At 59.9% G+C, this 24,145-nt stretch carries 25 protein-coding genes and 1 pseudogene; 5 read left to right on the forward strand and 21 right to left on the reverse strand.

What is annotated here, in order from left to right:
- Positions 1 to 193: 193 nt before the first annotated feature.
- From ACWKV5_RS28105 to ACWKV5_RS28125, 5 genes are all read right to left on the reverse strand, one after another.
- On the reverse strand, positions 194 to 442 hold the full coding sequence (locus ACWKV5_RS28105; protein WP_483843911.1) for a hypothetical protein: 249 nt from the start codon (positions 440 to 442) through the stop codon (positions 194 to 196).
- Positions 443 to 462: 20 nt separating this feature from the next.
- Positions 463 to 1,044, reverse strand: a complete 582-nt coding sequence (locus tag ACWKV5_RS28110; protein WP_483843912.1) for a hypothetical protein — start codon at positions 1,042 to 1,044, stop codon at positions 463 to 465.
- Entirely contained in the window at positions 1,041 to 1,607 is a 567-nt protein-coding gene (locus ACWKV5_RS28115; RefSeq protein WP_483843913.1) for an RNA polymerase sigma factor, read from the reverse strand. Before ACWKV5_RS28115 ends, ACWKV5_RS28110 begins: the two co-directional genes overlap by 4 nt.
- 1 nt (position 1,608) lies before the next feature.
- Positions 1,609 to 3,312, reverse strand: coding sequence for a vWA domain-containing protein (locus ACWKV5_RS28120; protein ID WP_483843914.1), 1,704 nt, complete (start codon positions 3,310 to 3,312; stop codon positions 1,609 to 1,611).
- Positions 3,313 to 3,400: 88 nt separating this feature from the next.
- Positions 3,401 to 3,961, reverse strand: coding sequence for a YbhB/YbcL family Raf kinase inhibitor-like protein (locus tag ACWKV5_RS28125; protein WP_483843915.1), 561 nt, complete (start codon positions 3,959 to 3,961; stop codon positions 3,401 to 3,403).
- A 139-nt stretch (positions 3,962 to 4,100) separates the two neighbouring features.
- On the opposite strand from ACWKV5_RS28125, the gene ACWKV5_RS28130 reads away from it, so the two are divergent.
- Complete coding sequence (locus ACWKV5_RS28130) at positions 4,101 to 5,630, forward strand: FAD-dependent oxidoreductase (RefSeq protein ID WP_483843916.1); 1,530 nt, start codon at positions 4,101 to 4,103, stop codon at positions 5,628 to 5,630.
- A gap of 75 nt (positions 5,631 to 5,705) precedes the next feature.
- On the opposite strand, the gene ACWKV5_RS28135 is transcribed toward ACWKV5_RS28130, so the two are convergent.
- The 11 genes from ACWKV5_RS28135 to ACWKV5_RS28185 form a co-directional block, all read right to left on the reverse strand.
- Positions 5,706 to 7,214, reverse strand: coding sequence for a YdgA family protein (locus ACWKV5_RS28135; protein WP_483843917.1), 1,509 nt, complete (start codon positions 7,212 to 7,214; stop codon positions 5,706 to 5,708).
- 293 nt (positions 7,215 to 7,507) lie between these two features.
- Positions 7,508 to 8,143 carry an NADH:ubiquinone oxidoreductase subunit N gene (locus tag ACWKV5_RS28140; protein ID WP_483843918.1) on the reverse strand — a complete coding sequence of 212 codons (636 nt, stop codon included), beginning with the start codon at positions 8,141 to 8,143 and terminating at the stop codon, positions 7,508 to 7,510.
- 82 nt (positions 8,144 to 8,225) lie between these two features.
- A complete protein-coding gene (locus ACWKV5_RS28145) occupies positions 8,226 to 9,674 on the reverse strand; it encodes an efflux transporter outer membrane subunit (protein WP_483843919.1) in 1,449 nt (482 codons plus the stop codon).
- Complete coding sequence (locus ACWKV5_RS28150) at positions 9,671 to 10,558, reverse strand: efflux RND transporter periplasmic adaptor subunit (RefSeq protein ID WP_123436299.1); 888 nt, start codon at positions 10,556 to 10,558, stop codon at positions 9,671 to 9,673. Before ACWKV5_RS28150 ends, ACWKV5_RS28145 begins: the two co-directional genes overlap by 4 nt.
- Complete coding sequence (locus tag ACWKV5_RS28155; protein WP_046033221.1) at positions 10,555 to 10,764, reverse strand: DUF1656 domain-containing protein; 210 nt, start codon at positions 10,762 to 10,764, stop codon at positions 10,555 to 10,557. Before ACWKV5_RS28155 ends, ACWKV5_RS28150 begins: the two co-directional genes overlap by 4 nt.
- A complete protein-coding gene (locus ACWKV5_RS28160) occupies positions 10,761 to 12,833 on the reverse strand; it encodes an FUSC family protein (RefSeq protein ID WP_483843920.1) in 2,073 nt (690 codons plus the stop codon). The genes ACWKV5_RS28155 and ACWKV5_RS28160 overlap by 4 nt, the downstream gene beginning before the upstream one ends.
- Positions 12,830 to 13,258 (reverse strand): MarR family winged helix-turn-helix transcriptional regulator, encoded by a 429-nt coding sequence (locus tag ACWKV5_RS28165; protein WP_483843921.1) that lies wholly within the window; start codon positions 13,256 to 13,258, stop codon positions 12,830 to 12,832. Before ACWKV5_RS28165 ends, ACWKV5_RS28160 begins: the two co-directional genes overlap by 4 nt.
- Before the next feature lie 202 nt (positions 13,259 to 13,460).
- Entirely contained in the window at positions 13,461 to 13,742 is a 282-nt protein-coding gene (locus tag ACWKV5_RS28170; RefSeq protein WP_483843922.1) for a type II toxin-antitoxin system RelE family toxin, read from the reverse strand.
- The gene (locus ACWKV5_RS28175; protein WP_483843923.1) at positions 13,732 to 13,977 is read right to left on the reverse strand and encodes a type II toxin-antitoxin system prevent-host-death family antitoxin; all 246 of its coding nucleotides are present in this window, start codon (positions 13,975 to 13,977) and stop codon (positions 13,732 to 13,734) included. Before ACWKV5_RS28175 ends, ACWKV5_RS28170 begins: the two co-directional genes overlap by 11 nt.
- Positions 13,978 to 14,057: 80 nt before the next feature.
- The gene (locus ACWKV5_RS28180; protein ID WP_007946229.1) at positions 14,058 to 14,303 is read right to left on the reverse strand and encodes a DUF2789 domain-containing protein; all 246 of its coding nucleotides are present in this window, start codon (positions 14,301 to 14,303) and stop codon (positions 14,058 to 14,060) included.
- 139 nt (positions 14,304 to 14,442) lie between these two features.
- The gene (locus ACWKV5_RS28185) at positions 14,443 to 14,904 is read right to left on the reverse strand and encodes an aminoacyl-tRNA deacylase (RefSeq protein ID WP_310272054.1); all 462 of its coding nucleotides are present in this window, start codon (positions 14,902 to 14,904) and stop codon (positions 14,443 to 14,445) included.
- 198 nt (positions 14,905 to 15,102) lie between these two features.
- Here ACWKV5_RS28185 and ACWKV5_RS28190 point away from each other — a divergent pair, with 198 nt between their 5' ends.
- A complete protein-coding gene (locus tag ACWKV5_RS28190) occupies positions 15,103 to 15,636 on the forward strand; it encodes an NfeD family protein (protein ID WP_483843945.1) in 534 nt (177 codons plus the stop codon).
- A gap of 2 nt (positions 15,637 to 15,638) precedes the next feature.
- Positions 15,639 to 16,397, forward strand: coding sequence for a slipin family protein (locus ACWKV5_RS28195; RefSeq protein WP_483843924.1), 759 nt, complete (start codon positions 15,639 to 15,641; stop codon positions 16,395 to 16,397).
- A 22-nt stretch (positions 16,398 to 16,419) separates the two neighbouring features.
- Here the strand turns inward: ACWKV5_RS28195 and ACWKV5_RS28200 are convergent, their stop codons facing one another.
- Complete coding sequence (locus ACWKV5_RS28200) at positions 16,420 to 17,991, reverse strand: glycosyltransferase family 39 protein (RefSeq protein WP_483843925.1); 1,572 nt, start codon at positions 17,989 to 17,991, stop codon at positions 16,420 to 16,422.
- A 192-nt stretch (positions 17,992 to 18,183) separates the two neighbouring features.
- Here ACWKV5_RS28200 and ACWKV5_RS28205 point away from each other — a divergent pair.
- Both ACWKV5_RS28205 and ACWKV5_RS28210 read left to right on the forward strand, forming a co-directional pair.
- Positions 18,184 to 18,408, forward strand: a pseudogene (locus ACWKV5_RS28205) (type II toxin-antitoxin system RelE/ParE family toxin); the annotation flags it as partial.
- On the forward strand, positions 18,401 to 18,706 hold the full coding sequence (locus ACWKV5_RS28210) for an XRE family transcriptional regulator (protein WP_483843926.1): 306 nt from the start codon (positions 18,401 to 18,403) through the stop codon (positions 18,704 to 18,706). The pseudogene ACWKV5_RS28205 and the gene ACWKV5_RS28210, both read left to right, overlap by 8 nt.
- A 72-nt stretch (positions 18,707 to 18,778) precedes the next feature.
- Here ACWKV5_RS28210 and ACWKV5_RS28215 read toward each other — a convergent pair whose 3' ends face one another.
- The 4 genes from ACWKV5_RS28215 to ACWKV5_RS28230 all read right to left on the reverse strand — a co-directional run bounded on the left by ACWKV5_RS28215 (position 18,779) and on the right by ACWKV5_RS28230 (position 24,101).
- Complete coding sequence (locus ACWKV5_RS28215; protein ID WP_483843927.1) at positions 18,779 to 20,338, reverse strand: efflux transporter outer membrane subunit; 1,560 nt, start codon at positions 20,336 to 20,338, stop codon at positions 18,779 to 18,781.
- Positions 20,335 to 21,399, reverse strand: coding sequence for an HlyD family secretion protein (locus tag ACWKV5_RS28220; RefSeq protein ID WP_483843928.1), 1,065 nt, complete (start codon positions 21,397 to 21,399; stop codon positions 20,335 to 20,337). The genes ACWKV5_RS28215 and ACWKV5_RS28220 overlap by 4 nt, the downstream gene beginning before the upstream one ends.
- Before the next feature lie 26 nt (positions 21,400 to 21,425).
- Positions 21,426 to 22,961 carry an MFS transporter gene (locus ACWKV5_RS28225; RefSeq protein ID WP_483843929.1) on the reverse strand — a complete coding sequence of 512 codons (1,536 nt, stop codon included), beginning with the start codon at positions 22,959 to 22,961 and terminating at the stop codon, positions 21,426 to 21,428.
- 219 nt (positions 22,962 to 23,180) lie between these two features.
- Positions 23,181 to 24,101, reverse strand: coding sequence for a LysR family transcriptional regulator (locus ACWKV5_RS28230; RefSeq protein WP_483843930.1), 921 nt, complete (start codon positions 24,099 to 24,101; stop codon positions 23,181 to 23,183).
- Between the last annotated feature and the right edge of the window lie 44 nt (positions 24,102 to 24,145).

Below are 24,145 nucleotides of genomic sequence, written 5' to 3' on the forward strand. Positions count from 1 at the left end.
TCGCTTGGAAATCTTTAACAACTTCAACCACTTGCGCTTCCGATCACTCGGTAGCGGGAGGCGAATTCTACAGCGTTCCAATACTACGTCAAGCCTCTTTTTGAACTTTCTTACCCACTCCGAACACCTGTGCTTCAGAGAGCCTTTTCAAGCCCCTCCCAACCCGCATTCGTTAGGTAAACCAACGACGCTCCTACTCGGTCGTCCAGTCGAGATCATCGTCCCACTCTTCATCGTCCTCAAAGTCCTCCTCATCAACTTCCTCTGCTTCCGGTTGGTTAAGGAGGAAATCCTTACGACTCTCAGTAATTGCCCGCCTTAATTCCTCCCCCTTCTCGGGGCAGTTGAGCATTTGGGCGATGCGATCGATTTTTTTCGCCACGGCTTCCTCCAACGCATCGGCTATGGCCCGATAGTGCGCGCTTTCGGGCACGGATGCCAAATGGCTGACCGTCTTGCGACTCAGTTTCTCGGCATTTCCTTGAGTCGGGCCTCGACGTTTTCGTCAGGAAAGCGTTTGTGCAATGCCTTCATTAATGTATCTGCCGCCTTTGTCTGACCGGCATTCTGCAGGCGCACCACCTCACGCAGTTGCTCATCCAGGGTTATTGCCGGCGCCGCTGCACGCTTGGCAACTTTCGCCTCTTCGGCCCTCTCGGCATTAATCGACTCGCTCTGTGCAGGCGCAGCAACATCAGCCATCGGCGCTGCCGGGGCAGCCAGAGAGCGCGCAGCCTCCTTTTTGACGACCGGGGCGGCTGCCTTGGGCGCCGGGGCGAAGTCATAGGCCGGCGCTTGTTCCGGCGTACGCTGCACCAACGCCAGCATCAACGCGACACCCACAAGGCTCGCAAACGCAACCTGCCAGCGAGGCTTCTGGCAAACCTGAACCCAGCGCTGCCACAAGTTCGGCTTCGGCGCCGGCATTTCCCGATGGGCCACGGCAAGGATCAATGAATCCAGATGAGCCGGCGGTTCACCCGTAGCGTGCTCACGAAAGTGCGTCACCACTTCAGATTCAGGTGTAGGACGGGCGTCAGTCATGTCAGTACCTCCTCGGCCAGCAGCCGACGCAGTTTTTGCTGGGCGTAACGCAAACGGCTTTTGACGGTTTCAAGCGGTGTTCCAGTGAGCGTGGCGATCTGCGCCAGATCGAGATCGCCATGAGCACGCAACAGGAAGACTTCACGCTGGTCAGCAGGCAGGTCTTGCAGCGCCGTTTCCAGACGCTGGCTGTCGCGACTCAGACTCAGCAATAGCTGCGGATCGGTCGCCTCATCAATCACCGCATGGACCTGTTCGTCATAGCTGTCGTGCAAGGGGTTGTGGATTCCATGCTTGCGCCAGTGATCGATCAGTCGATTACGGGCGATCTGGTAAAGCCACGTACGAAAGTTCGCCCGACCTTGTGGCTGACTGGTGCTGCGAATCAGGCTCAGCCAGGTGTCCTGGTAAACCTCTTCGGCCAGCTCGGGTTTACCGCTGAGGCCGAGCAGGAACCGATAGAGGCCTAGGCGATGGCGGGCGTACAAAATCTCGAACGCCGGCCCGTCACCTGCTCGATAACGGGCCAGCAGCGCTTCATCGCCCGGTTCAGGAGCTGCCATGTCAGTTGTAGCCTCCTTTAGTAAGCGGTTCACTGTTCGATGCTGTCGTGGTGCGCAGGCTTTGCGCCAACTCAACCAACTGCACGAACTCGGCGCGCAGCCCGAATCGATCCTCACCCCGCGCACCGCGAGCCAGTGCTTGCGTGTCCTTCAAACTGAAATCACCGGTATAGCGCCCATCTTTGAGCTGCTGGGAAAACGCCGCGACCGCCGCCGCAAACCTCAGGTCATCGCTGGCTTTTCCGGCCTGACTGTCCATGATGGGCCGCTCGATCAAGCGACTATTCCCACCTTCCGGCAGCTGATACCTCACTCGCAGCATCGCCAGTTCTCCGGCATTCCCCGAAACGGCCGACTCAGGCTTGCCATAGCGCAACGGCTCCAGCCATCCCTTCTCACCCTTCGGCACTATTTCGTACAGCGCCGTGACCGTGTGCCCCGCACCGATCTCGCCCGCATCGACCTTGTCGTTGCTGAAGTCCTCGCGCTTCAGCGCCCGATTCTCATACCCCAACAGTCGATATTCGCTGACTTGAGCCGGGTTGAACTCCACTTGCAGCTTCACGTTTTTCGCCACGACCGCGAGGGTTGAGCCGAGCTGATCCACCAGCACCTTGCGCGCTTCACGCAGGTTGTCGATGTAGGCGTAGTTACCGTCGCCGGCGTCGGCCAGTTGCTCCATCAGGTGTTCATTGTAGTTATCCACCCCAAAACCCAGGGTCGTCAGGGAAACGCCTGTCTTGCGTTTATCCACAGCCATTTGCTTGAGGCTATCAAAGTCACTGATGCCGACATTGAAGTCACCGTCGGTGGCCAGCAGGATGCGGTTGATCCCCTTGGGGATAAACGCCTGCTGCGCCATTTGATACGCCAGTTTGATACCCGACGCGCCAGCGGTCGAACCACCGGCGGCCAATTGATCGATAGCTGTACGAATTTTCGCCTTTTCGCGTCCGGAAGTGGGCTCGAGCACCACACGCGAATCGCCAGCGTAGACCACCAACGAAACACGATCCTGTTCGCGCAATTGATCAACCAGTAATTTCAGGGTGCTTTTGACCAGAGGCAGGCCTTCGCGGCGGTCCATTGACCCGGACACGTCCACCAGGAATACCAGGTTCGCCGGGGCGAGTTCCGCCACCGCGCGGTCAGAGGCCTTGATGCCGATGCGCAGCAGGCGCGTATGCGGATTCCAGGGTGACGGTGCCAGTTCAGTGGTGACCCCGAATGGCGAGCCGTCGGTGGGTAGCGCATAGTCGTAGGGAAAGTAGTTGACCATTTCCTCCAGCCGTACCGCACCGTCGGGAGGCAAGCGCCCCTGATTCAGTAACCGTCGGACGTTGGCGTAAGCGCCAGTATCCACATCGGCGCTGAAGGTCGAGACCGGCGCCTCGGCCACGCGGTGGATAGGGTTGTCCGCCAGCGTCTGGTATTGCTCTCGCTGTTCATCCCGATACCCCGGCGGCAACGACTCAGGTGCAAAACTGGCGACCGGTGCCGGACGAACGCTGCGCTTGGCCATCGACGTATCCGCCATGGCCGCTTCACTGCGCACCACCTCAGCCGTCTTCATCTCACTTTGAGCCGGTGGCGACACTTGCGCAGAATCGGGTGCGGAGGAAACGCCGCAACCGGCGATGGCCAGCAGCAACCCGGTGGTGAAACCCCGGGCGGCCGGGCGGAGGAAATGCAGAGGGAGGGACATGGGGGCTGACCTCAGGAGGAAAATGATCCATTCATCCTCTGAGACGAGCCCCCGTTCAGGTTCGGGTTAAGCCGGCTGAACATTAATCTCAGCGGTGGTAACGGCGCACCACGCTGCTGTTCCTGAGCACGTGGCCTTTGATTTTTTCCAGCAGTTGCGCACGCGTCAGGCCGGCAGGCAAGGCGTCTGGAGCGAGGTCCAGCGCATACAACTGAATAATGTAGTGATGGGCACTGTCGCCAGTCGGTGGGCAGGGTCCCATGTAACCGGTAGTGCCTTTACTGTTGGTACCACCGACACCCTCCAAGGCCGACTTTGCTCCGACACCGGCAGGAATCTGGTGGGTGGTGGCCTTGATGCCGTAATGCACCCAATGATCGACGCCTTGGCCCTTCTGGCCGTCCGGGTCGTGCATGACGATGGCATAACTCAACGTCCCCGCCGGCCCGGTATTCCAGTTCAGCGCCGGTGATGCATTGTGTCCGCCACAACCCGGAGCATCGCTGGCCGCCGCCGAGGTGAACAGCCGGTCATCCGTGACACCTGGGATGTTCAGGGTGAAACGCTCCTGGGCCTGCGCCGAAAATTGCACGCAAAGGGCGACTGCAACGGCCGCCAGCCAAGGGTTCAGAGAGGTCAATCGGGTCATTCCGGAGCACCTTGTGCGGATAGGGCCGTCGTCGGCTTGCGAACTATAGCTGTACCGTTCGTGCGGTGGCAGTGGGAATTGGCTGAACCTCGCGTAAAGCGCCAAACTCTTAAGTGAAACGTCTGTCTGGAGAGCCGCCATGGCACTGCACCGCGTTGCTCGTTTCGCCGATGTGTCCGAAAACCGGGGCCTTGAGGTCCGGATTGCAGACACCAAAATCGTGTTGTTGCGAGTGGGCGATCAATTGCGCGCCTATCAGGGTGAATGCCCGCATGCCGGGGCACCGCTGGCGGAAGGTGCGCTGTGCCACGGACGTTTGATCTGCCCGTGGCACAAAGCGGCGTATCGGATTGAGGACGGGGCATTGTGCGAACCGCCGGCCCTGGACAGTCTCAAGCGTTATCCGCTGGAAGTACGCGATGGCGAGATCTGGGTCGACGACCAACCATTAGCCGATGCGCATACGCCGCCGGCTGATGACGAACGGACATTTGTTCTCGTCGGTGCCGGGGCGGCCGGTACGGCGTGTGCGGCGGCGCTGCGCGAAAAGGGCTTCGGCGGCCAAGTGTTGCTGATCGACCGCGAAGCCGACGCTGGCTACGACCGCACCGTCCTGAGCAAATTTGTCATTGCCGGGGAGATGCCACCGGAAGAAGTCCCGCCGTTAAGAGATGACGCGTTTTATCGCGACCAGCGTATCGAGCGCATCAACGGTGAAGTCGCCAGCCTGGACTCGTCGAGCAAAACCCTGCGGCTGACTGATGGGCGATCGCTGAACTATGACGCCGTGTTGCTTGCCACCGGTGGCACGCCCAATCCACTCACGCTGCCTGGCGCGGATTTGCCACAAGTGTTCGTGTTGCGCTCAAAAGATCAGGCGCGGGAGATTCTGCAGGCGGCAAAGCCCGGCCAGAAAGCGGTGATCATCGGAGACAGTTTCATTGCCCTCGAGTCTGCGTCAGCCCTGCGTGAATACGGGTTGGACGTGACTGTGCTAGGCCGGCATGCCATCCCCTTCGCCGCGCAATTTAGCGAAACCGTCGGCAAGGCGATTCGCGCCCTTCATGAGGCCAATGGCGTGGTGTTTCACACCGAAGGCGAAGCCTCCTATATAGAAGGCACGGAAAACGTCGAAGCGGTATGCCTGGACAATGGCCAACGCTTGCCGGCGGATCTGGTGCTGGCCGGCATCGGCGTCACCCCCGCCACCGATGCGTTTACCGATCTGCCCAAGGAAAAAGACCGCTCGCTGAAGGTCGACGGCGCCATGCGCGTCACCGACGGGGTGTGGGCGGTCGGCGATATCGCGACCTTCCCGCTCAACGGCCAGCCTCAGCGCATCGAGCATTGGCGCCTGGCTCAGCAACAGGCGCGGATCGCCGCCGCGAATATGCTGGGCGCAGACGAGCATTACCTCGACGTGCCGTATTTCTGGACCTGGCACTTCGGCAAAAACTACGACTATCTCGGCCATGCCGAAGCCTGGGACGAAGTCGAGTTCAAGGGTGATCCCTACCATCCACCCTTTATAGGCCTGTTCGGCAAGAACGGCGTGGTGGCGGCTGCGGTTGCCTGCGATGAAGAACGGGCCATGGCGCTGCTCGCCGAACGCATGAAGCAGCCGCTGTCAGTGGATGAAGCGTGGCAACTGATTCGGGACATGGGTTAGCAGACAAACACCCGACAGCAAAACGCCCGACTTCTGCGTGCAGCAGAAGCCGGGCGTTGTTTTGAACGACAGGTGTTATTCCTGGATTTCAGCACCACCACCGATTTTGCTCATCACGAAGCCCACAAACTCTTCAACGGTCATTTTCTGGCCATTGAATTCCACTTGATTGTTGGCGTAGTGAAATTTGCTGACGATGTCGTTGCCGTCCAGTTTGGCGAACTGCGTACCGACCGCCATGCTGCCGAACATGTCGGCGGTGGCGGCCGCCTGATCGGCGATGAGCTTGGCATCGGTCTGACCATCAAGCTGACTTTGCACGGTGAACACGTCGACGAGCATTGGCTTGGACACTTTTACATTGATATCCAGCAGTGCAATCAACTGTTGAGTCAGTTGATCGGGCGGCAGGTCCATGGTCGCTGGTTTGGTCAGATCGAGCACCAGGTTGGCGCGGCTTTCGCCATTGGTGGTGTTAAACGACAGGTTTTCCAACGCCACCTGCGGGCCGGCAGCCAGCAGTTTTTCGAGGCCGGTTTTGACCTGTGCCTCTTCGGCCGGGGTCAGGACCAGTTCTGGAGACGGCTGACCAGCCGCAGCGGCCTCGGCGGCGGCTTTCTCGTAAGGCTGCAGTTTGGTCTGGTAAACCTGCATCAGCGACATGGTCGCAGGGATGTCGAGGTTCTTCAGGCTCATGGCCATTTGCGCGGAACCGACCGCCTTGCCGTTCACCGACACTTCACCCACCTTGTAATCGGCACGCCCCGAAGCGCTGGTGCCCGACTCCTCGGTCTGGTTTTTCATTTCAAATTTCTTCAGACCCAGCACCGATTGCTTGGGACCGAAGGTGGATTTGCTGTCGGTCAGCTCAAGGGTGTTCTCGCCGGTGTAGAAACCGTAAGTGCTTTTTACCAGGTTACTGGCCATGGTCAGGCCATTGAGCTCTACCTTCACCGGGGTCTGATCTTCGGCGACGGTGGTCAGCGTCAGGCTGTCCATGTAGCCATTGGCCTTGACCTTCTGGGCCTGGGCGCTGGCGGCGACTTCGAGGTTCAAACCGGAGAATTTCAGGTTGGACTTGTCATCCAGCGCGACGTCCAGCGGCAAGAATTCGAGGGTGCCGTTGGTGGCGTTGTCGTAACCGATGTTGACCACGCCGGTGAGCGGGGATTTGTCTTTGGCCGCAGCAAACCATTTCTCGGTGAGCGGGGTGCGTTCCAGTTCGTAGTGACTGGTGGCCATGACCGGCAGCCATTTCAAAGAGACCAGACGCGAGAACGGCAGCGGGCCGTGTTCGATGTGGTCGACAAAGAGCAATTCAACCGGGGCTTCACCGAACATCTCGCCTTCGCCCTTGAGGCGGTAGTGCGCGGTGCTGCTGAACACATGACGCTCAAGCGACACCAGTTCCAGCGAGGCCGTGCCATTGGAACCGACCAGTGCAGCCTTCAGCTCTTTGTTGGCGTCGACGATCGAGGTGTTCAACACGCCTTCGATTTTGGTCCCGGTGTACCAGGCACCACCCGCGCTGATTGCACCGATGGCTACGACGATTCCAAGAAGCACGCCTGCTGATTTATTCATGAATGACCCAGTCAATGTCCGTTGTTTGAAGGTGTCGTCGTCTTCCCTGAACCCTAGAGGGGTTGCGGCTCGACTCCGCTAAAAGTGGGGTGGAGATTAGCACTAGGCGCATCGGGCGGCCCAATGTTTAAAGGTTAAAGAATGTCTATGGACTACGCCGGGGGCTTGAGAGTTTCGGCGGACAAGAAATCGCCATCGCGAGCAGGCTCACTCCTACAAAGGTTATGTGTTGTTCACAGAACCCTTGTAGGAGTGAGCCTGCTCGCGATGGCGTCAGTCCAGCCAACAAAAACTCACGAATACTGCACTTCCATCTCATCCAGCTGATGATCAAAGCTCTTGAGCCGTGCCGTCCACGTATACACCAGCACCTCGAAGTCCCGGTTGATCACCGCCCCGCCGGTCACCTCCGAGTGCGGATCACAGACGTCCAGTTGATAGCGTTCCCGCGCCATTTTGGTGGCGACGTCCGACAGCTCGCGGGCATTGTTGAGCCAATGCCAGCCGTCCTCGGACACCTGTTTATCCAGCGCCAGGCATTGCTTCTTTAAAGTTTCGAGGCTTTTTTCCAGCGGTGTGCCGGTGAGCTCGCCCATGACTTCCTGGAACGTGCGCCCCGGTTGCCAGTAGCTGCCCCAGAAATATTGGTCAAACACTGTTTCGACACGACGCAGCGCTACCTTGGTGTCCCAGATCAGCACCAGGGTCTTGCCTTGTTCGAATTGTCTTTTTTTGATGCGCTGACCCTGGACGGAAGCCCAGGCCACCACCACGATCGCCATCACGGCAATGAGCGCGGTAGCACTGTCGAGAAACACCAGCGCCTTGTCGATCTGGTGGGCCAGCATGATGCCGTAGAAATAGGTGGCCGACAGCAAAACCAATGCTGCAATAGCGCACCAGAAGCCAGGAGCATAAGGGTTTTTCATTATTTTTAATCCCCATGACCAACGCGAGCTTGATCGATGAAGTCGACTCGCGACTCCATCAAATCAAAGCATAGCAACGGCCTCAGGGTTTGCTGGCGTTCGTGCCTTGCGTTCGTCCGCTTTCCCAGCCGCCGCCCAGGGCGAGGAACAAATCGATCTGGCTGGCGGCCACCTGGGTGTTGGCAGCGGCCAGTTGCGCAGTGACATCCGTGTAGGTGCGGGTCGCTTGCAGGTCCGCCAGGAACGATTCGCGGCCGGCCTGGAAGAAACGATGCGTCTGGTCCGCTGCCAGTCTTGCCGATTGCTCGGCGTCTGCCAGGGCGTCACGACGTTGCAACAACGCGGCGTACTGGGCCAGGCTGGTCTGGGTTTCGCGGATGGCGTTGAGCACCACCCCATCGAAATGCGCCAGCGTCGCCTGGGTCACTGCTTCGGCTTCGCGGATGCGGGCCCGGGCGCCGTTGGTCGGCACGTTCCAAGTCAGCGACGGACCGAAGCCCCAACGGTTGGTGGACGGGTCGCCGAGATCGTCGAGGATACCGACGGTGCCGATGGTCGCGCCGATGCTGATGTTCGGGTAAAGCTCACCCGTGGCGACGCCAATCCCGGCCGTCGCCGTCGCCAGCCGGCGCTCGGCCTGCCGCACATCGGGACGACGCTTGAGCAATGCAGCGCCATCGCCCACAGGGATCAATTGAGCGATTTTCGGCAGCTCGTCGCAGGTGGCGGTGCCGGCCGGCAGTTGATCCACTGGCTTGGCCAGCAACATCGACAGGCGATACAGCCCGGCCTGACGCGAGGCCTCATAGCGCGGCATGTCGGCGCGCAGGGATTTGAACTGGGTTTGCGAACGGGTGACCTGGGTTTCGTCGCCACGGCCGGCATCGCGCAGACGCTGGATCAGCGTGGTGCTCTGGGCCTGCAGGTCGAGGGAGTGCTGGGCAATTTCCCGCTCCTCATTGGCCGCGCACACCTGGGTGTAGGCTCGGACCACGTCGGCCACCACGGTGATGCGAGCCGTATCGGCAGCTGCCTGCGTCGCATCGGCGTTGGCCTTGGCCGCTTCGATGCCGCGCTGCAACGTGCCGAACAGATCGAACTGGTACGACGCGCTGATGCCGATATCACCGACGTTGGCCACCGGCACTTTTTCCGGAAGCAGGAATGCTTGGCCAGACTCCTGCAATCGCTGGGCGCCCATCTTCACACCGCCGCTCCAGCCACCCGCCGCTTCTGCCTCATCGACCTGAGCGCGGGACCGCGACAGACTGGCCGCCGCCACGCGCAAATCGGTATTGGAGGCCATGGCCTGTTGCACCAACTGGTCGAGTCGTGGGTCCTTGTACAGGCGCCACCAATCGGCCGGCACCGGTGCGGACACCACCGTTTTGCCGTCGACCGCCAGATCGCCCTGCAAATCGGGTCGCTGGACAGCCGCTTCGTCAGGCAGGTGATAATCCGGGCCAACGACCTGACAGGCCGACAGCAGCAAACCTAATCCGGCAACCGCCAAACCCGACGCCTTGCTCATTTCGCCGGCTCCTGCGGTTGATCGTCGAGGATCGACACGGTCGCGGTCCGCCCGGCGATCATGCGGAAGTCCGCCGGTACATCGTCAAAGACAATCCGCACCGGAATCCGCTGTGCCAGGCGCACCCAGCTGAACGCCGGGTTGACGTTGGGCAGCAGGTTGTTGCCGATAGTGCGATCGCGGTCCTCGATGCCGGCGACGATGCTTTCCACATGACCACGCAGCCGCGCACGATCGCCGATCACGCGGATGTCGACGCTTTGGCCGACATGAATGCCGTTCAGTTTGGTTTCTTCGAAATAACCGTCGATGTGAAACGAATTGCTGTCGACCACCGACAACACCGGCCGCCCGGCGGTGACGAATTCCTGGGCACGCGGTGCACGGTCGTTGACGTAGCCGTCGACCGGGCTGCGGATGGTCGAGCGGTCGAGGTTCAGCTGGGCACTGTCCACCGCCACTTGCGCTTCCATCAACGCCACTTCGGCCCGAGCGACCCGGGACTGGCTTTCTTCCAGTTGCTCGCCCGGCACCAGATTGCCCAGGCCACGGTTACGCTTGGCTTCGCGTTGCGCCTGAGCCAGGGTTTCCTGGCGGTCGGCGACCGCCGCTTTGGCTTGGCGCAAAGCCAGTTTAAAACGGTCCTGATCGATGCTGAACAACACCTGGCCGCGTTTCACCAGCTGGTTGTCGCGCACGTCCACTTGCTGAATCAGCCCGGAGACGTCCGGAGCGATTTGCACGATGTCGGCACGGATATGCCCGTCGCGGGTCCATGGCGCAAACATGTAGTACATCACCATGCGCCAGACCACGACGACGGCGAAGGTCACGATCAACAGGGTCAGCACCACGCGACCCAGGGTCAAAAAAGGTTTTTTCATGTCATCAGGTATCGACTGAGTGAGTCCACGGCGCCGAGCAGCAAAGCGTAGAGAGCCACGTTGAACAATGCCCGGTGCCAGACCAGACGGTAAAAGTGCAAGCGCATCAACAACCCGTGCACCAACAGGAACAACACATACGTAATGCCCATCAATACCAGCAGCGTGGGCAGAAACACCCCGCTGATGTCCACATCACCGATCATAAAGGCGCTCCATCGATGCCATGGGGCAGCGGTTCTTCGAGTTCGCCCACGCTTACGAATTCCACGCCGGGCAACAACGCCAGGCGCAGGCCGCTCAGGGCATGCAACAAATTCAGACGGGCACCCTCATCACAATTCGTGTCCAGTGCCCGGCGGGCGCGGTCGAGGGTCATCAGCAACGGGCCGGGGGCCGGCAGACGCTCGTCCGCCTTCAGGCAGGCCTTGAAATACTCACCGACTTCCGCCACCACTTGATGCAGCAGCGCTCGCGGCACACCGTCCACTCGCGGCGTGTAAGCCAGCAGATCGAGCACGTTCAGCGCTACACGCACCTCACGCAACGCGATGCCGGTGTCCTGGCCTGTCATGGCCAGACGCGGCAAGTGCTGCATCAGACGATCGAGCACGTGTACGCCCAATTGCCGGTGTTCGGCCAGATTCGCCGGTTTGCTGAGATTGACAATGTCGCGCCAGCTGAAACGGGTCAGCCGTTTGGCCGCCAGTTCCGCACCAAATGGCCGTGCGATCAGGGTCCAGATGAAGGCAAACAACAAGCCGATGGGACCGGCCAGGTTGGAGTTGGCGAAGCTTAGGAAATCCGCGTCGTAGGCGCCCTGAATACTAATAAAGGACGAGGTATTGACCAGGGTCAGCAGCATGCCCAGGTAAAACTGCGGCTTGACCGTCAGGGTGCCGATGCAGATAAACGGCACGGCAAACGCCAACACCAGCATCGGGAAATCGTGCAGGTTGGGCAGCACCAGAAACAGGTAAAGGCTGGCCAGTACCACCGACATCGCGGTCCAGAAGAAGAACCGGTAAATCTGTGGTGCCGGGTCATCCATCGAGGCGAAAAAGCTGCACGACACGGCGGCCAGAATCACCGCCGAGCCTCCATCGGTCCAGCCGAGCAGAATCCACAACACCGAGGCAACGATGATCGCGGTGACCGTCGAGGCCGCCGAGTAGAGCATCAACCCACGGTCGAGAAACGGTGACAGGCGACCCAGGCGCCAGTGGCGATACACCGCGCGCCAGCTGTCCGGGCTTTCGCACTGGATAGCGTATTGCAGGCTGCGGCAGTCTTGCCACACATCGATCCACTCTCCGAGGCGATACAACGCGTTGGAAAACAGTAGCTGCTTGCGATCGTTCAGGGCTTCGGCGGGCGGTTGCAGCGCTTCAAGCTGATCTTTCAGCGCCTGCCAGCGCGCGAGGTCGGCGTCTTTGTGATTGAGCCATTCGGTCGCTGCGACCAGCAACGGTGCGAACTTCTCCACCAACTCGGGCGTGCGTCGTTCAAGGGCATACAGCGCATCGTCGAGGGCATCGATCACCGGCAACAGGTGAATCATCCGCCCACGCAGTTCCTTGGTGTTGCGTACGGTTTGCCGGTGCGCGCCCTCGTGTGGCAACTGGCCGATCATCAATTCCAGGGTGTTGAAGGTTGTAACCATGGCCGAGCGCAGTGCACTGACTTCGTCGGGCTGCACCTGGCGGCTGAGGAAACGCAGGCTGTACGTCGAGGCATCGGCAAACCATTTGCTCACCGCGTCGTTGAACACCGGCGCCAGCCGCCGTGGCCAGAACATGGCGCCGACCACTGCCGCCACGGCAATGCCGAGGAAGATTTCTTCCGTCCGCGCTTCCGCCACGTCCCAGACGCCCAACGGGTTATTCACCACCGGCAGGGCGATCAGCGGCAAGGTGTAACCGGCGAGCATCAAGGCGTAGTTATTGGCGGTACGCAGGTGCAAGGACAGGAACAACAGCGTCCCGGTCCACAGTGCGATGACCACCACCAATACGTACGGACTCTGGACAAACATCGGCACGAAAAGAACCGCTGCCGCCGCGCCGAAAAAGGTACCGATGGCACGGTAGAGCGCTTTCGAGCTGGTAGGGCCGACAAAGGGGCTGGACACAATGTAGACCGTGGCCATCGCCCAATACGGACGCGGCATTTGCATGAGCAGGGCGATGTACAACGCAATCATCGAGGCGGCAAAAGTGCGCACACCGTAGAACCAGTCTCGCGCCGCGGGCATACCGCTGAAAAATCCGCTCAAGGGTTGACCACCGACGGCGCATTCGCCGCTTCAAAGGCTTTCAGTACCCGAAGCGTAGCTTCCAGATCGCTTTGGTCGATGCCTTCAAGCACCTCATGGCGCAAACGCACCAGCTCGATTTCGACCGCTTGCACCAATTCGCGACCGGTGGTGGTCAGGCTCAGGCACTTGGCGCGTCGGTCATGGGCATCTTCGGTGCGGCAGACGTAGCCCGAATGACACAACTGATCGAGCAAACGCACCAGGGACGGACTCTCCATCCCCGCCGCCTGCGCCACGGTCACCTGACGCACGCCCTCGCCCAAGCGCCCGATCATCAACAACGGGACGGCGCAGGCTTCGGAGATTCCGTAGTTGACCAGCGTGGTCTGGCAGATCTTCCGCCAATGCCTGGCGGCCACCACCATGGAGCTGCTGATGTTCATCTGGAGAGCGTCGAGGTTCTTCGGCACGAGGGGAAACACACACTGTTAGTTTGCTAACTATCAATATCGCATTTGGGGGGAAAGGTGGTCAAGTTTTGAAACAAATTGACGAGGATTGCTGCGCAATCCATTAGATGAGGGGATCGAAGCAAGAATGCCGCGATGCGAGCGCACGCAGCAGAAATGAAGAAATAGTTGTTAGCTAGCGTTGTTTGGCTCGGTCGTAGACTGCACTGCGCTCTCGCTTGCCAACTGCCACAACAGAAACGACTACCCGCTCTTCTATAACCTGATACACCAGCCTGTATCCTGCTGATTTCAATTTTATTTTGTAGCAGTCGGGCATTCCGTGCAGCGAATCGGAAGGGATTCGGGGCCCTTCAAGTCTCTCCGCCAGTTTCTTTTTGAATTGCTCCCGCAACGTATGCCCCAGCTTGTCCCACTCCTTGCGTGCAGAGGGCAGGAACTCAAGCTTATAGATCATCCAGATTTACCGGGACCGGCGTTTCATGACGACGAGACCGAACAATTTCCGCCAATTCAAGGTCATCGAGGCGCTCCATCATCGCCTCGAAAACATCTGCTGGAACCATGTACCCCATCACTCGATTGTGATTTAACACGGCAACAGGCCCGCCGTGGGCACCGTTCAATACCGCAGATGGATTTCTCTTCAACTCGGACACACTAACGGCCATGTCGGCCAGAACATTCTGCATAAATAAGACCTCAATTCAGGTCTTAATACTGGTCTATTAACGCCTTATGGGCAACCTGAAAAACGTAAACTCTTGTCCCCCTACACCCCCCGCCCCTTCCTCAACAACACATCCAACTGATCCACCACCTCCGCCCAATCCGCATCATCCAAAATATCGTCCCGCAAAAAATCCGCCTGGCTCTTGTTCCAGAAAAACGCATCTGCAAGGTGCAGTTCGGGTTTGAGCGGTGAGTGGGTGGCGATGAATTTATCGATGCTCTCGGCGTCATCCGCCAGGCCGAGTTGCTTGAACAGGTTGGGCAGGGTGTGGGTTGGGGATTCCATGTCGGGCTCCTTTTTCAGGCCAAATGATTGGGTGACTGCGGTTCAGTCAATCGCGGGCAAGCCACGCTCCCACAGGAACTGCGAGAACCCTGTGGGAGCGAGCTTGCTCGCAATGGCGGCAGCACTTAAAACACAGCACTCACTGACTCAATTCCCGCACCTCGGCATGCGGCACCATTTTCAAGAACTGCGGCATGTCCATGTGCAGCAAATTGGTGTGATTGCCGGCTTCCAGATAGATGTCTTTCTGCCGGGTTACCAACGGGTCGATGACCACATCCAGCCCATAGGCCTCACCCAGCGCCGGCACGGCACCGCGTTCGCAATCGTCGAACAGGTGCGGCAGATTGCTTTCGCGCGAGACCTGCCATTCGCCGCTGCTGCGAACTTTGCTCAGGTCCAGGTGACGACTGGCAGGCAGCACGGCCATCAGGTAATGCCCATGGTGGTCGTCGAGAATGACCGACTTGGCCACCCGTTCGGCAGGAACACCCGCCAGCCGCGCCGTTTCCAGACTGCTGGCCGAATGGGGATGGGTGACGATGTCATATTCGCAGTGAGCCGTTTCCAGGCTTCTCTGCACGGTTCTTGCCATACGCATGATGCACCTCGGTGTCCGCAACAGTGACGAGCGGACGATGGTTGACGCTTTTCTTCGTACTGAAAGTCTAGGCCTGCCGGTGCATTCCGGCGGGAAATCCGCTCATCGGCCGCCAGCGTAAAGTGAGCAGAATTCAGATACGCCAAGGCTCAACTAAACTGTATACAGAGCCACCTGATGACTCTCGCGGAGGGTCACGTGAATATTCGTTGCTGTGCCGTTGCGCTGCTGTTGGCGTTGAGCGGATCGGTGTTCGCCGCCGATACCGTTGTGCTGCTGATGCCAAATCCCGTCGGGATCTGGTTGATCACCTTCGGCATCGCCTTTCTGATCGCCGAGGCCGCGTTGCCCAATTACGGCGTGATCGGTTTGGGCGGCATTGTGATGTTCGTGATCGGTGCAGTGATTCTGACTAATACCGAAATGCCTGTTCCCTTAATGATCGGCCTGGGGCTGGTGAGTGCCCTGCTGCTGATTTTCCTGCTGATCCGCGCCCTGAAAACCCGACCGCGGCGCAACGTCAGTGGCGATGCCGGGTTGCTCGGCAGCGTGACGCCGGTCCTGTCGTTGCTGCCCGACAATGCCTGCAACGGCTGGGTGCATCTGCAAGGGGAGCGCTGGCAGGTTTCAAGCTCGACACCGCTGCAGCCGGGGCAACATGTCCGGGTGGTGGCGCGAAAAGGACTACTGTTGCAAGTGGCCGCGACTGACGCGGCGCCGGTGGGAGAATAGACATGGGCCTGCAAGTAGGTTTCGCCGCGCTGCTGCTATTGCTGATTGCACTGGCGGGGTCGACCTTCCGCATCCTGCGCGAATACGAGCGCGGCGTGGTGTTCCAGCTCGGACGCTTCTGGCAGGTCAAGGGCCCCGGCTTGATCCTGCTGATTCCGGTGGTCCAGCAAATGGTCCGTGTCGACCTGCGAACCATCGTCCTCGACGTTCCCCCACAAGACGTCATCACCCGCGACAACGTCTCGGTCAAGGTCAACGCAGTGCTGTATTTCCGCGTGCTTGATCCACAGAAAGCGATTATCCAGGTCGAAGACTTTCTGGCGGCCACCAGCCAATTGGCCCAGACCACCCTGCGCGCGGTGCTGGGTAAACATGAGCTCGATGAGCTGCTGGCCGAGCGCGAACGGCTGAACATCGACATCCAGCAAGTGCTCGATGCCCAGACCGACGCCTGGGGCATCAAGGTCGCCAACGTCGAGATCAAACATGTGGACCTCAATGAATCGATGGTCCGCGCCATCGCCAAACAGGCCGAAGCCGAGCGGGAGCGCCGGGCCAAGGTGATTCATGCCGAAGGTGAGTTACAGGCCTCGGAAAAACTCATGCAGGCCGCCGAAATGCTCGGCCGGCAGCCTGGGGCCATGCAGTTGCGTTACATGCAGACGCTGAGCTCGATTGCCGGGGACAAGAGCTCGACCATTGTCTTCCCTCTGCCGATTGAATTGCTCAAGGGGATGGCGGATTTGTCGCCGAAGCCATAAGGCAGGGGTGATACCAAAGCTTTCAATGCAGCACAAACAAGCGCGCATTCGCCCCGCCCGCCTGCGTAGTGACGGCGTTTTTCCAGGCCACGGGCAGCGGCGCGAACTCGTCCGGCACACCGACGGTGCCGATCAGCCACACCCGGCCAGTGCCTTTTGGCAAGCTGTCGAGGCGGTCCAGATAAATATCCTGGGTGACCAGCGTGCCGAATCCATAGGCATTTGGCCGGCTCGACCCGCCATTGGCCAACGGGGGGGTGTACAGCAACGGTCTAGCGTCGGTGCGGTTGTAATAAACATAGGCGAGGTACCAGAGCATATCGCTGGTGACGATCTGGTCGCCGGCAACGAAGTGCTGGTTAACGTAATTGACCATCACATTGATCTGATCGTGGGAATCGACCGTGGCGTTGTTCTTCAAGCCGACCAGTTCGACGCCGACAAACAACACCAGTGCGGCCAATGCCAGCATTCGAAAGCGTGAATACAGGCGATCGATGGCCAGTGCGACAATCATCGGCAACCCCAGTGCATAGGCCGTCAGGTAGCGCTCGATGAACACTGGCGAGATAAACGACACACCGAACACCAATAGCATCGGCAACCCCGTGTAGATCACCAGCAGGATACTGCCGCGAATGACGCTGCGGTCCCGCGCCAGCGCCACGCCTGCAATAGCCAGCAACGCCAGCGGCAGCGCGATAAAAACCAGCGTCGGCAGGTTTTCGCCATCGTCCTGGGTCAGCAACGACCAGATCATCGACGGCAACGAGCCGAACGTGACCGGCAACTCCCACCCCACATCGCCATTGGCTTTGAGCAGATCCATGTGCTGGATCAGATCGATCAGGCTGGGTACCCACGGCAGGTAGATCAGCACGATTGCCACGTTCGCCAGCCACCAGCCGGGGCGTTGAAGAGTGCGCAAGCGATACTCTGGCAGTACGCGAATCACCCCCAGGTACAGCCAGTGGCACAACACGCACAGGGCAGTGAAGTAATGGGTGTAGAACGCCGCGCTCATCAGCAGCACATACGCCACCAGATAGCGTGTACGCCGGGGATGCCTGATCCAGTAGACCAGCGCAATCGTCGCGCCGATCAGCCACAGGCCCAGCAGCGAGTACATGCGCACTTCCTGGCTATAACGCACCGCCGTCGGCAGCAGCGCCAAGAGAAACCCGGCCAATAACGCAGCACGCCGGGTGGCAATCAAGTCCATCAACCAGACACCGAGCCATACCGTGACAATCCCGGGCAGAGCGCTGAGACAGCGAATCGAAAAAATGCTGTCGCCGAACACCTCGATCCAGCCATGCAGCAGCATGAAATACAGCGGCGGGTGCACGTCATGGGCAGCATGCACCCATATTTCGGCCAATGAATATTGGCTCATCAGCAAACTCGACCCTTCGTCACCCCAAATGGCCGCCGCCGTCAGGTCGTAGAAACGCACCAGGGCAGCCAACGCCAGAATCGGCAACAGCCGGTGCTCCTGCACCCACCGCAACCAACGCTGTACCACCGCCCAGCCGCCGGGTACCGCATGCGGATCCTGGGTGCCGCCAAGCGAAGTCTCTCTGCGCGCTTCCATTGCCTCCCCCTGCAACCGGCCCGACATCACGAAGCCTATGGATCACTTTAAGGCGGCACAGGTTCGTCGTCGATGCTGGCTTTGCGACCAGTGACTCGGCGATCGTATCTCCTAGGGGATGATTGGAAGCGTCGACCGCGTGGGTGCGCGTCAAGCGCAGAGCAATCCCTTATTAAAAGCGAAGACGCTGGCATAAACGGAGCGCGCCATGGCCATCTAAGAGAGCTACGAATTCAACACGCGGGACGTCCTTATCGCATCCTTTATGCATTTGATCCCAGGCGGTGTGCTCTGCTGTTGATTGGCGGTGATAAAACCGGTCAGGATCGATGGTATGAAGTCAATGTACCGCTGGCAGATCAGCTGTACGATGAGCATCTCGACACATTGCGCAAAGAGGGTCACTACGATGGCTAAGAAATTTGCCGAACTTGAAGCGCGGATGACACCCGAATCCCGGGTTCGCGCCGAGTCGATTTATGAACAACACATCAAGGAAATGCCATTACACGAATTGCGTCAGGCCAAAGCACTCAGCCAGGCCACGCTTGCGGAAACGCTGCATATCAATCAAGCAGCAATTTCAAAGATGGAACGTCGCACGGATATGTACATAAGCACGTTACGTAACTACATCCGTGCAATGGGTGGTGAACTTGAAATAATCGCCACTTTCCCCGATGGCCAGATAAAGATCGAAAATTTCGCTAATTGAGCAGCCTACCGGCTGTTTAATCGCGTCGAGCCAAAGCGTTCAAGACAGACCACCTGGATTGATACGAGTGAACTAACGCTTTGTGAACTCCGCCAACGGATACACCGACTCCCATCCCCCGCCCAACGCCTTGTACAAACCAACCATCGCCAGCGAAACCCCGGTCGAACTCTCCACAAACTGCTCCTGAGTCGCCAGCAACGCGCCTTGCACCGTCAGCACATTAACGAAATCCACCACGCCTTCGGTGTATTGCTGCTGCGCAGTGCGCAGGGCGATCTGGTTTTGGCGCACGGCTTCGGCGAGGCTGTCGCGGCGCAGTTGGCTGGCGTTGTAGGCGCTCAGTTGATCGTCGATTTCATGCCAGGCGCGCAGCACGGTTTGCTGGTAGGTGATGGCCGCTTCCTGTTGCTGGGCTTCGCGCAGGTTCAGCACACCGCGCAGGCGACCGCCGTCAAACAGCGGCAGGCTGAATTGCGGACCGATGCCGAACGAACGCGAGCCCCACGAACCAAAATCGCTGAGCTGCATGGCTTGCGAACCCAAGTTGCCCGACAGGGTAATCCGTGGATAGAAATCACCCTTGGCCACGCCGATGTTCGCAGTAGCAGCATGCAGTTGCGCTTCAGCCTGACGAATATCCGGACGGCGTTCAGCCAGTTGCGACGGCAAGCCGATCGCAACCTGGCGCGGGGTTTGCGGCACGGGCGCGTCTGTGGATAACTCGGCGTGCAGCGCTTGCGGCGGTTCGCCCATCAGCAGGCTCAGCGCGTTGATCAGTTGCGACTGCCGCTGCTCCAGCGCGGGCAGGCGCGATTCGATGGCGGCAACTTGGGCAGCGGCCTCGGCGACGTCCAGGTCAGTGGCAACGCCGTCGGCCAGGCGCAGTTGCGAAAGTTTCAAACTGTGGCGGGCGACGTCGAGATTCTGCTCAGTGACGGCCCGAGTGCTTTGCACGCCGCGCAGTTGAATGTAGTCCTGAGCGGTTTCCGCGAGCACCGACAACAGCACACCGCGACGATCGTTTTCCGCGACTTCCAGCGTGGCGTCGGCAGCTTCGGTTTCGCGGCGCACGCGGCCCCAGAAGTCCAGCTCCCAGGACGCGGAGAAGCCGGCGTCCCACAGGTTGAATGCCGAGTTTCCGTTGTGTCCCGAGGGATCGTTCAAGCCTTCGCCGCTGTTGCGTTTGCGTCCATAGCTGCCCGTCGCGGCCGTATTGGGGTAACGGTTGGCGGTGATCACCTGGCGCGCGGCGCGGCTTTGCTGCAAACGGCTGCTGGCGAGTTTCAGGTCGAGGTTGTCGGTCAGGGCGCGCCGGGTCAGGGCGGAGAGTTTTGGGTCGTTGAAGACTTCCCACCAGTGTTCGTTCATGTCGGCGGTGACCGCTTCACTGGCGGCGGGTTTGGTTGGTTTTGACCATTCGGCGATTTGTCGGGCTTGAGGTTTCTGGAAGTCGGGGCCGACGGTGCAGGCTGACAGGCTCATGACCAGCAAGGTGCAAAAGGTCAGTTGAGGCCACCGGCCTCTTCGCGAGCAAGCTCGCTCCCACAGGGAATTTCCATTGGTGCCCAGATCCCATGTGGGACCGAGCTTGCTCGCGATGGCGTCTGCCCGGCCAACAAAAATCTTCATCGCTGAGCCACCTCATGCGACGCCGCGCTCGCCGTATCAATAATCGCCTCCACCGACATCCCCACGCGCAACCGCGAAGCCAAAGCCTGCCCAGGTTCCAGGACGATTTTCACCGGAATTCGCTGCACAACCTTGGTGAAGTTACCCGTGGCGTTGTCCGGTTTGATCGAGGCAAACGTCACGCCCGTCGCCGGGGCGATGCTCTCGACGCGACCGTTCAGCGTCTCACCGCCGAGGCTGTCGACCCGCACCTGCACGCCCTGCCCAGGCTGTACGTTAGTCAGTTGCGTCTCTTGAAAATTGGCCACCACATAAGCCTGCGCCAGCGGCACCACCGCCAGAATCTTGCTACCCGGCGTCACATAAGCACCGACTCGCACGGCGCGCTCGCCGACCATGCCGTCCTGCGGCGCGACAATGCGCGTGTAAGACAGCTCAAAACTGGCGATTTCCAGCGCGGCTTGCGCCCGTTTCATTCCGCCTTCCGCCGCATCGCGTTGGGCGGTCAAAATGTCCACTTGCTTGCGCTCCGCCGCCAGCACCGCCATCGCGTTGGCCAACCGCGCGTTGGCCTGATCGATGCGCGTGCGTGCTTGTTGAGCATTCTGCACCGTGCCGGCCCCAACACCGGCCAAGTGGTCGTAGCGGTTCAACTCATGCTCGGCGAAAGCCATTTCAGCCTTGGCCGACACCACCGAAGCTTGAGCCTGAGCGATTACTGAAGTCTGGCGCTCAAGGGTCGCGCGGGCATTTTGCAGCTGCGCCCTGGCCACCAGGGTTTCAGCGTCCGCCGCCTGGGCCGCGGCGCGCAGATCACGATCATCGATCAACGCCAGCAACTGCCCGGCCTTGACCTGCTGGTTGTCTTCCACCAGCACCTCCTTGATAAACCCGGCCACGCGCGGGACCACCAGCGTGAAGTCCGCCGAGACAAAGGCGTCATTGGTTTTTTGCTGCGTGCGCTGACCGAAAAGGCCGGGCGTCAGCAGACAAATCAGCACACCGACCGCCACCACTACGGCGACACCGACAGCTATTTTTTGCTTGGTTTGAGTCGTCATAAAAACCTTCTGTTTCAGTGAAGCGTTCAAGTCGGCGCGCGCGGTGGATACATCCGCGTCGGCAGCCAGAAAATCAGCAGGATTAACGCCAGCGCGACGCCCGCCATGCACAGATAAAGATCGGAAGACGTCAGCACCACGGCCTGCTCGTGCAAGCGGTGGGCGAGGCCCGCGCTGTCGCGGTCGGCCAGGGGTGAATTGCCGAGGTTGTCCACCAGCATCGTCGAGTGAAAATGCAGCCTGGCGGTGGTCAACGCCTCGATGACGCCGGTAGCAATCACCGCTGACAGGCCTTTAACGGTGTTGAACCAGGCCGAAGCGAACGGCCCTTCCATCGGCGAGATGCTGCCGGTCGACAGCATCAACAGCGGCAGGACGGCCATGGGTTGACCGAAGATTTGCAGCAGTTGCAGCGCGTAGAAATCGTCGCGAATCCACGCTGACGTCAACTGCGAACCACCGATGCAAGACAGCGCCAACATGCTCAGACCCGCGCCCAACACCCAGCGACAATCGACCCATCGCAGGTTGCACAACGCCGCCACCAACGGCAGCGCAATCAACTGCGGCAACGCCGCCAACAGCGTGATCGGCGCAGTCTGGACGGGGCGATAACCCTGCACCTGAGCGAGATAAGAGGACGGAATGATGATCACTGCCAGCAGTATCACCAGCACCCCGGCCAAGGTGAGCAAAGCAAACGAGAGGTTTCGGATGCCGAGCATCTGCATCTTGAAAAACGGTATCGGTTGCGACCATTCATTGATCAGAAACAACACCAGCAATACCAAGCCACCGCCGAGCAATCCGCCGATCAGGCTCGACTCGAACCAGTCCAGCCGATTGCCCTGCAAGATGCCGATTACCAGCATGCAGATCGCCGGAAAACCCAGCAGCAGACCGCGCCAATTGAACTGCTTGAAGCGCTCCAGGCGCAGCGGGTCTTGGGGCAAACCATAGGCCACCGCTCCCAGCGCCAGCAGACACGGCACGATGATTTGCCAAAACGTCCACTGCCAGCCGACATACTCGGTCCACAACCCGGCCAGTGGCGTGCCGAGACCGGGGCCGAACGTGGCGGTCAGCGCATACCCGGCCAGGCCATAGAGCTTCACATTGGCCGGCAGGAAGCGCAGCGCCACGGTCATCAGCATTGGCGGCAACGCGCCGCCGGCCAGGCCTTGCAACGTGCGCAGGATCAGCAGGCTTTCGTAGTTCGGGGCGAACGGACACAACAGGCCCAACAACGTGAAGACGCTGATGGCGCACAGGGTGAATCGGCGCAACGAGAACGTCACCGCACACCACGGCGCAAACGCCATGGCCGCCACCGAGGTCGCGGTGTAGCTGGCGACCAGCCAGGTGCCTTCGTCGTAACCGATGGCCAACGCACCGCGAATGTCCGCCAGCGCTACCTTGGTCACCATCTCGTTCAGGCCCGACACCAGCACCGCCAGCAACACCCCCACCAGACCGATGATGATCCGCGGGCCGAAAACCGGTGGCGTGACGACGGTTGGTGAGGTCGCGGCGAGGGGTGCCGGGACCGTGAGGGAAGTCATTACTGCTTGCTCCGGGGCTTAAGTACCGGGGCATTCTATGAAGCATGATGGCTGACGAAAATTGACTTATCGGCAGTTTATAAATGCGCCAGACGCAACAATACAAAACCCCTGTGGGAGCGAGCCTGCTCGCGAAGAGGACTTCACATCCAACATCAACTTTGACTGATACACCGCTTTCGCGAGCAGGCTCGCTCCCACAGGGGATTGGGGGTTACTTCAGGTGGGTTGTGCGGCCAGCCATGTCTCGTCGCAGCAGGCTTTCAGGGTTTCACGCAACCAGCGGTGGGCCGGGTCGTTGTCAAACCGTGGATGCCAGGCCTGGGTCAGCATCAGGGTCGGCAGCGGAATCGGCAGGGTGAACGAGCGCAGTTTCAAGCCCAGGCGACGGACGCTCAACAACGCCTCTTGGGGCACCGGCAGAATCAGATTGGAATCGGGCAACGCGAACATCGCCGCATGGAAGCTCGGCGCAATCACCGCCACCCGACGCTCCAGCCCCAAGGCGTTGAGGGCCGTGTCGATCGGCCCACGGGCAATGCCACGGCGCGACATGCTGATATGAGAAAAACCGGCATAGCGCTCGGCGGTAATCTCTTCGTCGAACAGGGGATGGTCCTCGCGCACCAGACCGACAAAGTGCGTCGAGAACAGGTTCTGCACTTTCACTTCCGGCATGACCGGACGGTTGTTGCTGACACTCAAATCGATCCGCCCTTCGCGCAGCGCTTCATCATCGCCATCGCCTTCCGGCACAAAGCGCAATTCACAGTGCGGCGCCTGGCGTTCCAGGGTGTCGAACAGCTTGCCGCCATACACGCCGACGAAAAAATCATTGGCGCGGATGCTGAACCGGCGGCGCAACGAACCGAGGTCCACCTCATCGGCGGAACGAAACAGCAAGGCAGCCTGCTCGACCACGTCACGCACCTGTTCGCGCAGCTCCAGTGCCTTGGGTGTTGGCACCAGACCGCGACCGGCACGCACCAGGATCGGGTCGCCGATGGCTTCGCGTATGCGCGTCAGCGTTCGGCTCATGGCCGCGGGGCTGAGGTTCATCCGCCGCGCGGCGCCGACCACGCTGCCCTCGTCGAGCAAGGCGTCGAGGGCGACCAACAGGTTCATGTCCGGGAGTTGCATGCTGAGCACTCGTGGCTGATCTGGATTGATTCAGACGCAATGCT

This window comes from Pseudomonas oplopanacis, from assembly GCF_057128725.1.